This window comes from Acidisoma silvae (assembly GCF_020618775.1).
Classification (GTDB): Bacteria; Pseudomonadota; Alphaproteobacteria; order Acetobacterales; family Acetobacteraceae; genus Acidisoma; species Acidisoma silvae.
This window is the reverse complement of sequence record NZ_JAESVB010000005.1, coordinates 240,422-254,546: the sequence shown is the minus strand read 5'-3', so window position 1 is coordinate 254,546 and position 14,125 is coordinate 240,422. Positions and strand designations below refer to the sequence as shown.

Sequence of the window (14,125 nt, the reverse complement as noted above, 5' to 3'; positions counted from 1 at the left end):
ACGGGTAGATCCCCGGCACAAGGCGCGGCCGGCAAGGCCGGGGATGACTAAACAAGTGTCTACCTTCTCCGGGTAATCCAGATCAGCGGCACCATCGCCGCCGTGACGATCAGCGCACTGGCCACCAGCCCGGCCGGGGTCGCGCGGGCCGTCGCGGACAGGCTGATCTTGTCGCCGATGCGCAAGGTCACGCTGGCGCGCAATTCCTCCGGATGCGTTGGCACGCTTTCCGCTGTAGGCGGCACGGCAGCGGCCTCCGTCGCCTCATCGCCATGCGGCGGCGTGTCTGCGATCGTCGCCAGGGTTTTTGCCGCCTCGGCTTCCGCCAGACGCTGCTTTTTCTTCTCACCCATGGGTCTTGCTCGTCTCCCGCAGGGTCCGCTGTGTCGTCAACGCATCCAGCGCATCGGCATTCCGCCGCGCCCAGCCGTACAGCAGTTCCAGCGGCTCGACGAAGCGATGCCCGAGCGGCGTCAGCGTATAATCGACCGCCGGCGGCACGGTGCCATAGACGCGCCGGCTGACAAGGCCGGATGCCTCCATATCCCGCAGCGTCTGGGTCAGCATCTTTTTGGAAATGCCGGGCAGGCTGCGCAGCAGCACGCCGGTGCGCGCGGTGCCGCCATGCCGGGCGTCCAGCGCATGCAGGATCATGCTGGTCCATTTGCTGGCGAAAATCTCCAGCACGCGGCGCGGCGCGCAATCCTCCCGCCACTCATCATCGGCCGGTGGCGCCATCATTATGGAATCTGGCATGGTTACCTCCAGGTATCTATGTCCCGTCCGGGTGCCTTCTAGCCCGATGCCGAATGCCTGACTATGTGAAGCAAGAACAAGAAAACAGGAGTTGCCATGACAGGCCAGGCTTTGATCGCGGGCGTCAGCGGTATCATCGGTGCGGCGACGGCCGAGGTGCTGACGGATGGCGGCTGGCAGGTCGCGGGTCTCGCGCGCCGGCCGGAAGGCCCTGCCGGCATGGCGAAGGTGGCGGCCGATCTGCTCGACCCGGCCTCACTCAAAACAGCGCTGGCCGGCCAGACGCCCAGCCATGTCTTCATCACGTCCTGGCTGCGCCAGCCGACGGAAGCCGAGAATATCCGCGTCAACAGCGCCATGGTCCGCAACCTGCTGGATGCGCTGCGCCCGGCGGGCTCGGTGCGCCATGTCGCCCTCGTCACCGGCCTTAAGCATTATCTTGGGCCGTTCGAGGCCTATGGCAAAGGCACATTGCCCGCGACGCCCTTCCGGGAGGAGCAGTCGCGGCTGGATATCGAGAATTTCTATTACGCGCAGGAGGATGAGGTTTACGCCGCCGCCGCGCGGGACGGCTTCACCTGGTCCATTCATCGGCCGCATACCGTCATCGGCAAGGCCGTGGGCAATGCCATGAACATGGGGACCACGCTCGCCGTCGATGCCACCATCTGCCGCGTGACAGGCCGGCCCTTCCAGTTCCCAGGTTCGCCCGCGCAATGGACCAGCCTGACCGATATGACGGAAGCGCATCAGCTGGCCCGCCACATGCTATGGGCGTCAACAACCCCGGCCGCATTCAATGAGGCGTTCAATGTCGTGGACGGCGATGTGTTCCGCTGGAGCTGGATGTGGCAGCGGATCGCGGGCTGGTTCGGCATTGAAGCCCAGCCTTTCGACGGCACCATCCGCCCGCTGGAAAGCCAGATGGCCGGTGACGCGCCGATCTGGGCCGACATCGCGGCCAAGCACGATTTGGCGGAAGCCGATATCAACCGCCTCGTCTCGCCCTGGCATACGGATGCCGATCTCGGCCGGCCGATTGAGGTGGTGACGGATATGTCCAAAAGCCGTCGCCTGGGATTTCTGGACTATCAGCCGACCGACGATGCTTTCTTCACGCTCTTCGAGCGGCTGCGGGCCGACCGTCTGATCCCGTAAGGCCGGGCCAAGTTGGTCGCTCGTCATCCCCGTGACAGGCACGGGGATGACGGTGTTTCAATCGAAACCTAACAAAACTAAAGCGGCTGCTATTTCCGGCCCTTGGTGTCGATGAGGCCGGTGGAGCGCAGCACGCGGCCCAGCACGGTATCGGGTGCGGTCAGCTCGGCCGTCATCTCCTTCAGCACCGTCATCCCGCCGGGCATCAGATTCTGCCACAGCTGATGTCCGCCGAAGGGCGTTCCCGGTCCCTTGTCCCAGGCGCTGTCGCGGCGGCGGGACAGGCCTTCACCCGTCAGGCCCCAGCTTTCGGCGATGCGATAGGTCGACGATATGCCGGCCGGCAGAATATAGCGGCTGGCGGTCACCGAGCCGCAGCGGGCGACAGCGGGCCGCGCCATCGGGTCGATCGGCGTTGCATGGCCGAAACCGGGAATGCGATACAGCTCGACCGCCATCTGGCCTTTGCCGTTACGCCAGACCTGATGGCTGACCGGCCCGATCATGCTTTGCTCCGGCGCCTGGCCGTCGATGCCTTGGACATCCGTCCATTGCTTCACCAGTTCGGTAGCATTGACCGGATTGACGGTCGTATCGGCCTCGCCCTGCCAGATCGAGACCGTCGGCCAAGGGCCGTGATGGCGGGAGGCCGCGCGCACGCGATCCCCCAATTCCCGCGCCGGGCGGATGCGGCCCTGGCCCATCGCGCCGAAGGCTTCATGCACGCCATTGGCGCTGCCGAAGGGCAGGCCGGCGATGATGGCGCCGCCCGCGAAAAGCTCCGGGTAAGTTGCCAGCATGGCGGCCGTCAGGCCGCCGCCGGCGGACAGGCCGGTGATGAAGACGCGGCCGGCATCCAGCCGCTCCTCCCGCAGCAGGAAACGGATCATGCTGGCGATGGAGGCGACCTCGCCCTCGTCCCGGCTGACATCCTCGGGCTGAAACCAGTTGAAGCAGCCTTGCGGGTTGTTCAGGCGCCGCTGTTCCGGCAGCAGCACGGCGAAGCCGAATTCCTGCGCCAGCTGCGACCAGCCGGCACCACGGTCATAGGCGCCGGCGGTCTGCTTGCAGCCATGCAGCACCACCACAAGCGGCGCACCATCCGGCAGCCCGGCCGGGCGAAAGGACAGCATGCGCAGATTGCCGGGATTGGCGCCGAAATCGCGGGTCACGGTCAGATCCTGATCATCCTCTGCCTCGCTGCCGCCATCCAGCATGGCCTGGACCAGCGGGTGCGGGGTGAAGTTCAGCAACTGACCGAAGATGCTATCCTGACCGAGGAGGAGAGCCATCAAGAACTCTGACTGTCATGGGTTTGGGCGGCACAGATTGCCGCTATTCGCTACAGCGAAGATGGTGCACTGCAACAAAAGCCGCAAGCGTTTGGTGGGGCATCTGCCCTGCGCGCCTGACCTGACTTAAACGGTTTTGAACCCGAAATCAGCCGGTCAATTGAAGATTTTATGGTCGATCCCCGCGAGGAGAATCACCGTCCCGTCCGAAAGGGTGATGAGGTCGGACCCCTTCACTACGCCTTCCGATGTGATGGGGGTGGCGCCGTAACCGCCGAAGGCAATGACGTCGTTCGCCTTCAGCCCGACGATGATGTCGCTGCCGCCGGCATGGCCATTCACGAAGCCATAAACATCCGGCCCGCTGCCGCCGATGATGCTGGCGACACCGCTGCCGCCGAAGGCGGAATCGGCCCCGCTGCCAAGCGCGATGATGTCGCCCCCCGATCCCGCGAAGACGGCTTCCGGCCCGCTGCCGTACAGGCCGTTGACGGTGCTGGCGCCGGACCCGGCGACGATCTCGTCCGGGTTCGCGCCATTGGCCATCAACAGCGTGGGGCCGCTGCCGCCGACCAGGGTGGAGGCACCGCTGCCGGCCACAAGCGTTGAGGCACCTGCGCCGCCATAGAGCTGATTGCTGTTGCTCGATCCGCCGACCAGAAAGGTGGTGGTCGTGCTGCTGGTTGATCCGTACAGCGTCGCGGCCCCGCTGCCGCCGATGACCGACACCGCGCCGGACCCGCCGATGAAGGTCAGCGGGGCGCCGTCGCCCTGGATGGTGGCGCCATTGCTGCCGCCAAACACGATGCCGTCGGACGCCGCGCTGAAGCTGATCGTCGTCCCGCCCTGGCCGTCGCTTTGCAGGCTGAGATTGATCAAGGGGTTCAGCAGTGGCAGTGAGGCATTGGGGGTGACAGAGGGAAGCGTCAGCCCGGCTGCGGACACGGTGACCGCACCCGGCGCCGTCAGGTCGGCGCCCGATACGTTCAGCGCGCCATTCGGCAAAACGGTGACGCCGGGAATGCTGCCGAAGAGGCCGGCAATCAGGGCTGTGCCGCCGTCGGCCCCATCGGTCGAGCCGCTGGCACCGGTGATGGTGACGCCGAGGTCACGGGCATAGGTTGTCAGCGCATGATATTCGACGGCCGCCTTGTAAAGCGTGGCCGCCGCCGCGGCGATGCCGGCGACTTCCTCAGCCTTGGTCGGCGCATTGATGGCCGCGACATAGGTCGCGTCGGCGGCATAAATCAGAGCCGCGCTTTCATAGCTGCCAAGGACAACCGCCGTGCCGAAATGCTGCACGTCCTGGGCCTGCAGCAAGGGCTGATCATTCCAGCCGACCGCGTAATTGCCGACCGGATCGCCGCGTTCCACGTAATCGGTCATGACGGACGTGGTGCTGGCCGGGATATCGCCTGTCGGGATGCCGGGCGTGCCGAAGGTGGTGCCGGAAAGCCCGGTCTGCGTTGCGACATATTCCGCTTCGGCCGCGCCCAGGGAATGCCCGGTGACGAAGATATTCGACACGCTGTACCCAGCGGCTTCCGCATCGGCCAGCACGGTCTGGGTGAAGGTCAGCGCCGGCTGATAGGATGGGGCATTGATGCCCTCGACGATGGACGCATCGTCCAGGATCTGCGCGGCGGTGAATGTGTCATTGCCGGTATGGACGTTCGTACCTTCGAAGGTCACCAGCAGATTGCCCGAAGAATCGATGACCGCAGCGGCATACAGGCCGACAGCCGGGTCGTATTCGATCAGGTTCTGGCCATTCACGGTGAAATAGCTGAAGCCGGTTGGCAGCGTCGTGTCGCGATCGGGATAGGGCGTGCCGGCCTGGGAATAGGCCCAGTAGGACGCGTTGAGATAGTCCGAAACGCTCGGCGCGCCACTGATGGTGTCGGACATGCTCGGCCCCTCACGAAAGGCCGCAGCTTTGCCGGGCCGTCATTATTCCAGTGTGAGACTGAACCTTGCCATTCCGCCGGTCAATCTCACGGCACAGTCTCGGTGGTGGGTGCCGTCGCACCGCGCCGGCCCCGCAGCATCCGCTTCAGCTCGCGCGGATGGGCGACGCCAAGGACCAGACATAGCAGGGCGAAGACTGCCATTCCGCTGCCGACAAGTGACGAAAGTGCAATCAATCGCAGCAGAAGATGATGTGCGTTCAGGCCCGGCTGCAATAGATGCTGCACGCCGATCAATGCCGCCCCCATGCCCATGGCGGCCAGCAGAATGCGGGGGATGCTGCGGCGGCTGCGCTGGTCCAGAGAGAAATGCCGGCGGCGGGAGGAGATCACCATCAGGCTGCCGGCATTGACCCAGCCGGCGATGGAGGTCGCCAGCGCGATGCCGACATGGGCCAGGCCGGAATAAAGGCCGAGCGTAATCGTCAGCACGATATTCACCGCCATGGCGCTGGCCGCGACCTTGACCGGCGTCAGCGTGTCGTGCCGCGCCAGGAAATCGGTGATGACGACCTTGATGAGCACGAAGGCGGGCAGGCCGAAGGCGTAAGCGGCCAGGGTCGGTGCCACCTCGGCCACCTGATGCGGGCCGAATTTTCCACGCTCGAACAGCACCTGCAAAATGGCATGGCTTTCCAGCAACAGGGCCACCGCTGCCGGCAGGGTCAGCAGCAGCGCCAGTTCCAGGCCCCGGTTCTGCGTATGCAGGGCGGCGCTATCCTCGCCGCGGCGGATGTGGCGCGAGAGGGTGGGCAGAATGGCGGTCGCGACCGCGATGCCGACGACGCCGAGCGGCAGTTGGTTCAGCCGGTCGGCATAGGCGAGATAGGAGACCGAGCCCACGGGGGCCAACGAGGCGATGGCGGTCGAGACCATCAGGTTCAGCTGCGTCGCCCCGGCACCGAAGACGCCGGGCAGCATGACGCGCATCAGCCGGCGCAGTTCGGGCGACAGATGCAGGCGCGGCATGCCCAGCTTCAGGCCCGCGCGGCGGCAGGACCAGGCCAGCCACAGGCATTGCGCGATGCCGGCCAGCGTCACCGACAGCGACAGGTTCTGGCCTGTCACCGGATGGATCAGCAGGGCCGCGATGATGAAGACATTGAGCAGGATGGAGGTCGCGGCGGTGGCCGCGAAACGATCGACCGCGTTCAGCAGGCCCCCCTGGAAGGAAGCGAGAGAGATGAAGGCGAGATAGGGAAAGGTGATGCGCGTCAGCTCCACCGTCAGGCGGAAATGCGCGGGGTCGGCGTCGAAGCCGGGCGCCACCACATGCAGGATGGCGGGGGCGAAAATCTCGCCCAGAATGGTGAAAATGGTCAGCGCCGTCAGCAGGCCCGAGAAGGTATCCTGGGCGAAGCGCATGGCGACGTCTCGCCCGTCCTTCGCGATCATGCCGGAAAACAGCGGCACGAAGGCGGCCGAAAAGGCGCCTTCCGCGAAGAGCGTGCGGAACAGGTTGGGCAGGCGCAGCGCCACGAAGAACGCGTCGCTGGTGGCCCCCGCACCCAGCGCCGAGGCGGTGAGGATTTCGCGCACGAAGCCGAGCACGCGGCTGATCATCGTATAGCCGCCGACGGTGGCGACCCGGCGGAGCAGGGCCATGGATGTCCTTAGGGTTGAGCGAGAGTCGCGGGCTTTCCTCAGCCAGCAATGGCGCATCGCGGGGTAAATCCCCTGGACAAGCCCGGGGATGACGATTGTTTACGTGTCATGCCCGGCTTCATGCCGGGCATCTACCCGATAGAGCGCCACTACATGTCAGTGGCCGTCATGATGGACGAAGCCTAATGCACCACAGAAGGCCCGATCTCAAGCTGCCGCAGCGTCACCTCGATCAGCGCCTGCGCCTTGGCCAGGTTCTGGGCGATGGCCGCCGGCTGCTCTTCGGATGTTTCGGACAGTTTTTGCTGCACCGACTGGATCAGCTCGGCCGCTTCCAGCGAATGCTGCAATTCCTCGACCGCTTCAGGTTCCATGGCGATGGCAACATCGAATAATTCGCTGGCCAAGGTCACCAGGCCAGCCGCCGCTGCGGCGGCTTCGTCCGGCTTATCGAGCAGATCGAGCAGGCTGCGCATATCCTGCACATAGGACCGGAAGACGCGTTCGGTGACGCGGTCGGGCAGGGAATACCAGTCGGGCGGGGTCTCCTCCTTCCGCCATTCCGTCAGGATGGCGGCGGCGACGCTGAGGTCCATCCGCTCGTCCCGCGCGAAATGCCGATGCAGCACCACGCGCCAGTCATCCCAGGCCGGGCCTTCGGCGGCGGTCGCGGCGATCACTGCCAGGATGAGGCCTTCCGTCGTGCGCCGGCTGCGCGCGCCGAGCGTCGCGAAATGCGTGGCCAGGCTGGTTTCCAGCTCCTTCGGTCCGGCTTCCGCGATGGCCGCCAGGAGGGCGGCCCATAGCGTGGCCAGTTCCTCGTCGTCACCAATGGTATTGGCCCATTGGTCCATATCGTCGGCTTCGTAGTTATCGCCAGACCCGTCGCTCACTCTCTGTTCCTCGCTCGCTCATCGGCCCCTCTATACCCGGCCGCTTTCGCCGCCGCCAAGAAAGCTGTCGCAGCGTCAGCTGGGCTTGCCCGGCAGGGTCTTCAATGCGGCGCCTGATGCAGGGCACGGATGAAGGCATAGGCGACGATGGGAATGGCGATCAGCACATAGACGCGCAGCAGATACAGCAGCGACAGCGCGAAGCGACCGAGCTTGGCACGGGGCAGCGGTGCCAGCGATCCATCCGGGCGGCGGGCGGTCATCATCGGGTCTGGGGTCATGGCAATGCTCCTCAGCCCAGGACATTCGGAAAGACGGTGATCAGCCCATACAGCGCGCCGACCAGCGAGATGGCGATGACGATGGTGCCGCCGGCCAGATTGGCCAGCCGGCCATTGGCGAGATTGCCCATGATCATGCGGTCGTTCACCAGCAGCAGCAGAAACAGCAAAGCGGGCGCCATCAGCAGGGTGGCGATGACGTTCACCGTCAACGTCATCGCCAGCAGAGGCGCGCCGGGGATCAACACCACGCTGCCGGCGACAACGGCGGAAACGATAGCCGCGCCATAGAACAGCTTTCCGTCCCGGAAATTGAGATTGAGGCTGTGCCGCGCGGAAAGCGTTTCCGCGAAGGCATAGGAGGAACTGGTCGAGATCGTCATCGCCGCCACCAGCCCGGCCTCGATAATGCCGAGTGCGAAGAGCGTCGCGCCGGTCGAGCCGATATAGGGTCGCAGCGCCGTCGCGAAATCGGCGCCGCTGGCGAAGCTGGAAATGTCGACGTGATGGAGGAACAGCGGGGCGGTCGCGACGACGGTCGCGATGGCGGCGATGGCGGCGATAAAGGCGCCCATGGCCGTATCCAGCCGGCCCTGCGGCAGGTCGGCTTCCGTCAGCCCCTTATCCACGACCGCGCTTTGCTGGAAGAAGACCATCCAGGGCGTCACGGTGGCACCGATATTGGCAAGGATAAGGGTGACGAAGGCGGTATTGAAGCCGCCGGGCAGCGGACCCCAATGGGCCAGCGCATGGGTCAGCGCATGGCCGTCCGGATGGGCCAGCAGGGCGGCGGGGATAAACAGCAGGTTGAACCCGGCCAGCACCATCAGCACCCGTTCCCAGGTCGCATAGCGGCGTAGGCCGAGGGAGGCGACGATGACGACGATGCCGCATAGGACGGACAGCCAGGCGGGCAGGCCGAAATAGAGGCCGCCGGCCTGGATGGCGATGAATTCCGTCACCAAAGTCAGCACATTGCCGAAGACGAGATCGGCCATGGCGAAATAGCCCCAGAAGGGGCCGAAGCGCTGAAAGATCAGCTCGGCATGGCCGCGCCCGGTGGCGATGCCCAGGCGTACCGTCATTTCCTGGACGATGAAGGACATGGCGAAGGTCGCCACGATGAAGGGCACGAAAAAGCCGACGCCATAGGTCGCGCCCGTGGTGGCGTAGGAGACCATCGACGGGCCGTCATTTTCGCCCAGCATGACGAGCACGCCGGGGCCGGCCAGCAGCCACAGCAGGCGCCAACTGCGGCCGGCCGCGCGTATGCGAAGAATCTTCAGCTGGTCGAGGCTGCGCTGGCGCTCATCGGCCGCGATGGCCACCGCGCCCCCGGACGTTTCCTCACAGCTCATGCGAAAAGCCAGCCCATGCGAAACTCTACCCGCCACATCTGTGTGTTTCCGAATGTAGCCAAGGGTACAATTCAGTCAATGGGCTTTGAGGTCACGCCCCGGCATTGTCATGATGGCATGGCTTGAGATTGACGCGATGCGGCCCGGATCGGCTAGAAGGGGTCTCTGTCAATTGAGCGTGGTGCAGGCGGCGTGGCTGACGACCCATCCGAAATTCCGGCCGACATGCCGGAGGAGCCGACCCAGGCCGAGCGTTTCGGCAAGGCGCGCTCCGCCCGGTCCGGGGTGGTGCAGGAAGATTATGTCGAGCTGATCGCCGATCTGATGGCCGCCCATGGCGAGGCGCGGGCGACCGATATCGCCAAGCGCATGGGCGTCACCCATCCGACGGCGCTGAAATGCGTCGCCCGGCTGAAGCGGGAAGGGCTGGTCACCTCGCGTCCTTATCGCGGCATCTTCCTGACCGAGGCCGGGCAGGAACTGGCCCAGCGCGTGCGCGCCCGGCATCGGCTGATGGTGGAATTCCTTATCGCCATCGGCGTTCCGGAGGAAGCGGCGGAGGAGGACGCGGAAGGCATGGAGCATTACGCGTCCGAGGCGACACTGGCGGCCTTCAGCCGCTTTCTGGCGGGCGAGCCGCCGCGCAACTGACAGGGGCCGGGCGCGTGCGCGCCCCATTTTCGCCGTAATGTCACAAGCCTGCGATGTCACGGATTCCGGCGCGCGGGATCAGGGGCGGATCCTCTATAACGGCAGAGCTAGTTATTCGAGGGTCTGCCATGAAAACCTTGCACGGCGTCTTGCTCGCCGCTTCCGCTGCCTGCCTTGTGGCCGTCTCGGCCCAGGCGGCAACCGACAAGCCTCTGGCGGATCGCTGGATCGAAACCGGTGCCCATAAGGACGTCACGCGCTATGTCGCGGCCTCGGCTTTGGTGCGTCAGGACGATTACGCCGTGATCTGGCGCATGCAGAATTACAGTTCCAACCGGATGGTCAACAATAAGCCGGTCGGCTCGATCAAGTATCAGGTCGAATATAATTGCGCCTCGCATCAGCGGCGCGGTCTTTATTACGAGATGTATTCGGGGCCGATGGCGACCGGCTCCCTCATCGCCGTCGGCTATGACAGCGATCACTGGCGGGCGCTGCCCATCAGCCCGTCCAATGCCTATCAACAGGCCTGTGGGACGGCCGGTGCCGCACCGGCGGTCGTCGCCTCGGCGCCCTGATTTGTCAGCCCGTCTGTAGACAGATGGCGCGGCATGGGGCGTTCTGGGCCTTTCTGACGGACGGAGACCGACCCATGCCCCATGCCATCATCAAGATGTTCCCTGGCCGCGATCAGGCCCAGAAGGATGCGCTGGCGCGCGCCATCAATGACGCGATCATCGCCACACTCGGCAGCAAGCCGGAATCGGTTTCGGTCAGCATCGAGGATGTGACGCCTGAAGCCTGGGGCCAGGACGTCTATGGGCCTGAGATTGCGGATAAGCCGGCGACGCTGTTCATCAAGCCGGGCTATGCCGACCCGCGGTGACCGGCGGGCACGTCTTGCGCATTTAAGTTGCCCTGCTCAGCGACCGATGTAGGGTGCTGACGCTCAAGCGCGCGGAAAGCGCCGCCACATGCCATCGGGGAGGGACGCGACGATGGGGGTATGGGTCTGACCAAAGCAGCGGGCAAAGTCTTTGACGTCATGGCGCATTGGGACGCTGAGGCTTCCGTTTGGTGGGCGGAAAGCAATGACCTTCGCGGACTCGTCGCCGAATCCGATACAATCGAAGGGCTGATCGCCGATGTGCGCGAGATCGTGCCGGAACTTCTCCGCCTGAATGGGGATGGGCACGGTAGCAGTGTCATCTTGCGTTTTGCGGCTGATCGCTCCGAAGAAATCACCTTCGCCTGACCCGTGCCGCATGATTTTTACCGCGATGTCGTCCAGCTGCTCAAAGCGGCTGGCTGCATGCAGGTCCGCACAGGCGGAAAGCATCAGATCTGGTTTAGTCCCATGACCGGGGTCAATTTCTCAGTGCCCAATCCAATCAAGGGACGGCACACCGCGAACGAAATCCTCAAGCAAGCTGGTTTGCCCAAGAATTTCTGACGCCAAAGGCCGTTACGCCATTTTACGCCAAACCATCTGTAGAGCGTTGATTTCAAAGGGAAAATGGTGCTGCTGGAGGGGATTGAACTCTCGACCTCTCCCTTACCAAGGGAGTGCTCTACCACTGAGCTACAGCAGCGCCGTGTGGCGTGGCGCGCTTCATAGGGGGTCGCGGCAAGCCGCGCAACCCCCCTTGAAACGTGGCGTCAATGCCGGTCGCGCCGATCCTTATCCTCATCCCTGTCGAAGATGCGGCGGGTGAGCGTGGCCGAGGGCAGGGAGGAACTCTCCACCTCGGCGCGCCGGTGCAGCAGGATCCAGCCGAGAGCGAGAATGATCGCAAGAACCGGGATGGCGGCCACCGTCACAGTGCCGTCCGGATAGTCGAAACCCATCACCACCACGACCGCCAGGAGAAAGGCGAGGGTCAGCCATGAGGTGAAGGGCGCCCAGGGCATGCGGAAGGAAACGGCCTCGTTCTCGCCCCGGTTGATCGAGCTGCGCAGCTTCATCTGGCAGACGACGATGAAGGCCCAGGTGCTCAGCACGCCGATGGAAGCGATATTGAGAACCAGCTCGAAGACCTGGCTCGGCACCACATAGTTCAGCACGACGCCGATGAGATAGACGACGACCGTCACCATAATGCCCTTATAGGGCACGGCCTGGGCGTTCAGATGGGCCAGCTGCGGCGGGGCGGACCCGCCGATGGCCAGCGAGCGCAGCACGCGCCCTGTGGAATAGAGGCCGGAGTTGAGGCTTGAGAGGGCGGCGGTGATGACGATGATATTCATCGCCGTGCCGGTGCCTTCGATGCCGAGCGCATGGAAGAAGGTCACGAAAGGGCTTTGCCCGGCGTGATAGGCGTTCCAAGGCAGCAGCATGACCAGCAGCACCACCGAGCCGACATAGAATATGGCGATACGCCAGATGACGCTGTTGATGGCGCGCGGCAGGATTTTGCGGGCGTCCTGAGCCTCGCCGGCGGCCACACCCAGAATTTCGACGCCGGCATAGGCGAAGATGACGCCCTGGGTCAGTACGATCGCTGGCAATAATCCATGTGGGAAAATGCCGCCATTATGAGAAATCATGGCGAAGCCGGGCGTATGGCCGTCGACATGGATACCCGCGCCCAGCACCACCACGCCGACGATCAGGAACAGAACCAGCGCCGCCACCTTCAGGATGGCGAACCAGAATTCCATCTCGCCGAACCATTTGACGCCGACCATATTGATGGCGGTGACGATCACGAGCGCGATGAGCGCGAAGGCCCATTGCGGCACATCGCCGAAAATATGCCAGTAGTGCATATAAAGGGCGACGGCGGTGATATCGACGATGCCGGTCATCGCCCAGTTCAGAAAATAGAGCCAGCCGGCGACATAGGACGCGCGCTCGCCCAGAAATTCACGGGAATAGGAGACGAAACTGCCCGAGGTCGGGCGGTGCATCACCAGCTCGCCCAATGCCCGCAGGATCAGGAAAGCGACGACGCCGCAGACCAGATAGACGATGGCCAGCGCCGGCCCCGAGACTTGCAGCCGCGCGCCCGCGCCGAGAAACAGGCCGGTGCCGATGGCGCCGCCGATGGCGATCATCTGGATCTGCCGGTTGCTCAGCCCGTGTTTCAGCCCGGCTTCGGCGGCATCGATCCGGGCGATATGGTCCAACTGCTCCTTGCTGGCGGTCATGTGGTCTCCCATGGAGTGGTTACGGCCGGATGAACTTGATGCAATCCTTGAACTCCCCCCGCTCAGCCGCAAGCAGGAATCGGCCAAGATCGGCGGATCGAGCATCACATATCGTGTTACCGGCGGCGCCGTTAAAATTGACTTTCCCCTCCGCCCGTCGCAGATGCGGTTCCTGTGAGCGACAGGGACAAAAGCCAGCCCCCCATCGGGCCTGCGGCGGAAGCCGCCAAAGCCGCGCGTGACGCGCGCCGTGCCGAGGCGCTGCGCGCCAATCTGCGCCGCCGCAAAACCCAGGCGCGCGGGCGGGATGAGGACGGCCAGCCGCTGCCGGCGACCGAGGACGGTGCCGCATCCCACAATATGTTTCCCCCTATTTCAGACTGAGCTAGAGGGAAGTATTGCGCGGCCCGGCCGTGCCCCCTTTTACCTCGAGTCCCGGAGTCTCTTCCTATGTCCGTCCTGCCCGACCATGAGATTCGCCGCCTCGCGACCGAGCGCGGCATGATCGACCCCTTCGTAGAGACCCAGAAGCGGGACGGCGTGGTCAGCTTCGGCCTGTCCTCCTACGGCTATGACGCGCGGGTGGCGGATGACTTCAAGGTCTTCACCAATGTCGATTCGGCGGTGGTCGACCCCAAGGCCTTCAACCCGTCCAGCTTCGTGGACCGCAAGGTGCCGGTCTGCATCATCCCGCCCAACAGCTTCGCGCTGGCCCATACGGTGGAATATTTCCGCATCCCGCGCGACGTGCTGGTGATCTGCCTGGGCAAATCCACCTATGCCCGCTGCGGCATCATCGTGAACGTGACGCCGCTGGAACCGGAATGGGAAGGCCAGGTCACCATCGAGATCAGCAATACCACGCCGCTGCCGGCCAAGATCTACGCGGGCGAGGGCATCTGCCAGTTCCTCTTCCTGCGGGGCGAGGGCGCGCCCGAAATCAGCTATGCCGATAAGGCCGGCAAATATATGGGCCAGCGCGGCGTCGCGCTGCCCCGCATGTAACGCAGCAGC

The 14,125-nt window shown here is 64.4% G+C and carries 17 protein-coding genes and 1 tRNA gene; 8 read left to right on the top strand and 10 right to left on the bottom strand.

Going from position 1 to position 14,125, the window contains the following annotated elements:
* Positions 1-59 precede the first annotated feature (59 nt).
* Both ASILVAE211_RS13705 and ASILVAE211_RS13700 read right to left on the bottom strand, forming a co-directional pair.
* Positions 60-353 (bottom strand): hypothetical protein, encoded by a 294-nt coding sequence (locus ASILVAE211_RS13705; RefSeq protein ID WP_227321890.1) that lies wholly within the window; start codon positions 351-353, stop codon positions 60-62.
* Positions 346-756, bottom strand: a complete 411-nt coding sequence (locus ASILVAE211_RS13700) for a winged helix-turn-helix transcriptional regulator (RefSeq protein ID WP_227321889.1) — start codon at positions 754-756, stop codon at positions 346-348. The genes ASILVAE211_RS13705 and ASILVAE211_RS13700 overlap by 8 nt, the downstream gene beginning before the upstream one ends.
* A gap of 96 nt (positions 757-852) precedes the next feature.
* On the opposite strand from ASILVAE211_RS13700, the gene ASILVAE211_RS13695 reads away from it, so the two are divergent.
* Positions 853-1,914, top strand: coding sequence for an SDR family oxidoreductase (locus ASILVAE211_RS13695; RefSeq protein WP_227321888.1), 1,062 nt, complete (start codon positions 853-855; stop codon positions 1,912-1,914).
* An 89-nt stretch (positions 1,915-2,003) separates the two neighbouring features.
* On the opposite strand, the gene ASILVAE211_RS13690 is transcribed toward ASILVAE211_RS13695, so the two are convergent.
* The 6 genes from ASILVAE211_RS13690 to ASILVAE211_RS13665 all read right to left on the bottom strand — a co-directional run bounded on the left by ASILVAE211_RS13690 (position 2,004) and on the right by ASILVAE211_RS13665 (position 9,310).
* Positions 2,004-3,206 carry an extracellular catalytic domain type 1 short-chain-length polyhydroxyalkanoate depolymerase gene (locus ASILVAE211_RS13690; RefSeq protein WP_227321887.1) on the bottom strand — a complete coding sequence of 401 codons (1,203 nt, stop codon included), beginning with the start codon at positions 3,204-3,206 and terminating at the stop codon, positions 2,004-2,006.
* A gap of 156 nt (positions 3,207-3,362) precedes the next feature.
* On the bottom strand, positions 3,363-5,114 hold the full coding sequence (locus tag ASILVAE211_RS13685; protein WP_227321886.1) for a beta strand repeat-containing protein: 1,752 nt from the start codon (positions 5,112-5,114) through the stop codon (positions 3,363-3,365).
* Between the two features lie 86 nt (positions 5,115-5,200).
* Entirely contained in the window at positions 5,201-6,778 is a 1,578-nt protein-coding gene (murJ, locus tag ASILVAE211_RS13680) for a murein biosynthesis integral membrane protein MurJ (RefSeq protein ID WP_227321885.1), read from the bottom strand.
* Positions 6,779-6,960: 182 nt separating this feature from the next.
* Complete coding sequence (locus tag ASILVAE211_RS13675; protein WP_227321884.1) at positions 6,961-7,671, bottom strand: hypothetical protein; 711 nt, start codon at positions 7,669-7,671, stop codon at positions 6,961-6,963.
* 101 nt (positions 7,672-7,772) lie between these two features.
* Complete coding sequence (locus ASILVAE211_RS13670) at positions 7,773-7,952, bottom strand: hypothetical protein (protein ID WP_227321883.1); 180 nt, start codon at positions 7,950-7,952, stop codon at positions 7,773-7,775.
* Positions 7,953-7,963: 11 nt separating this feature from the next.
* Complete coding sequence (locus ASILVAE211_RS13665) at positions 7,964-9,310, bottom strand: NRAMP family divalent metal transporter (RefSeq protein WP_227321882.1); 1,347 nt, start codon at positions 9,308-9,310, stop codon at positions 7,964-7,966.
* A gap of 225 nt (positions 9,311-9,535) precedes the next feature.
* On the opposite strand from ASILVAE211_RS13665, the gene mntR reads away from it, so the two are divergent.
* The 5 genes from mntR (at position 9,536) to ASILVAE211_RS26465 (ending at position 11,414) form a co-directional block, all read left to right on the top strand.
* Positions 9,536-9,961 (top strand): manganese-binding transcriptional regulator MntR, encoded by a 426-nt coding sequence (mntR, locus tag ASILVAE211_RS13660; RefSeq protein ID WP_227321999.1) that lies wholly within the window; start codon positions 9,536-9,538, stop codon positions 9,959-9,961.
* A 128-nt stretch (positions 9,962-10,089) separates the two neighbouring features.
* Positions 10,090-10,539 (top strand): surface-adhesin E family protein, encoded by a 450-nt coding sequence (locus ASILVAE211_RS13655; RefSeq protein WP_227321881.1) that lies wholly within the window; start codon positions 10,090-10,092, stop codon positions 10,537-10,539.
* 74 nt (positions 10,540-10,613) lie between these two features.
* Positions 10,614-10,847 (top strand): tautomerase family protein, encoded by a 234-nt coding sequence (locus ASILVAE211_RS13650; protein ID WP_227321880.1) that lies wholly within the window; start codon positions 10,614-10,616, stop codon positions 10,845-10,847.
* Positions 10,848-10,967: 120 nt separating this feature from the next.
* Complete coding sequence (locus tag ASILVAE211_RS26470) at positions 10,968-11,216, top strand: DUF1902 domain-containing protein (RefSeq protein ID WP_227321879.1); 249 nt, start codon at positions 10,968-10,970, stop codon at positions 11,214-11,216.
* Positions 11,217-11,273: 57 nt separating this feature from the next.
* Positions 11,274-11,414 carry a type II toxin-antitoxin system HicA family toxin gene (locus ASILVAE211_RS26465; protein WP_406566064.1) on the top strand — a complete coding sequence of 47 codons (141 nt, stop codon included), beginning with the start codon at positions 11,274-11,276 and terminating at the stop codon, positions 11,412-11,414.
* 64 nt (positions 11,415-11,478) lie between these two features.
* On the opposite strand, the gene ASILVAE211_RS13635 is transcribed toward ASILVAE211_RS26465, so the two are convergent.
* Positions 11,479-11,553 (bottom strand) — tRNA-Thr (locus ASILVAE211_RS13635).
* A gap of 67 nt (positions 11,554-11,620) precedes the next feature.
* Positions 11,621-13,111: an amino acid permease gene (locus tag ASILVAE211_RS13630; RefSeq protein WP_227321877.1), complete on the bottom strand. Its 1,491-nt coding sequence runs from the start codon at positions 13,109-13,111 to the stop codon at positions 11,621-11,623.
* Positions 13,112-13,285: 174 nt separating this feature from the next.
* Here ASILVAE211_RS13630 and ASILVAE211_RS13625 point away from each other — a divergent pair, with 174 nt between their 5' ends.
* The gene (locus ASILVAE211_RS13625; protein ID WP_227321876.1) at positions 13,286-13,495 is read left to right on the top strand and encodes a hypothetical protein; all 210 of its coding nucleotides are present in this window, start codon (positions 13,286-13,288) and stop codon (positions 13,493-13,495) included.
* A 66-nt stretch (positions 13,496-13,561) separates the two neighbouring features.
* A complete protein-coding gene (gene dcd / locus ASILVAE211_RS13620; RefSeq protein WP_227321875.1) occupies positions 13,562-14,116 on the top strand; it encodes a dCTP deaminase in 555 nt (184 codons plus the stop codon).
* Positions 14,117-14,125 lie beyond the last annotated feature (9 nt).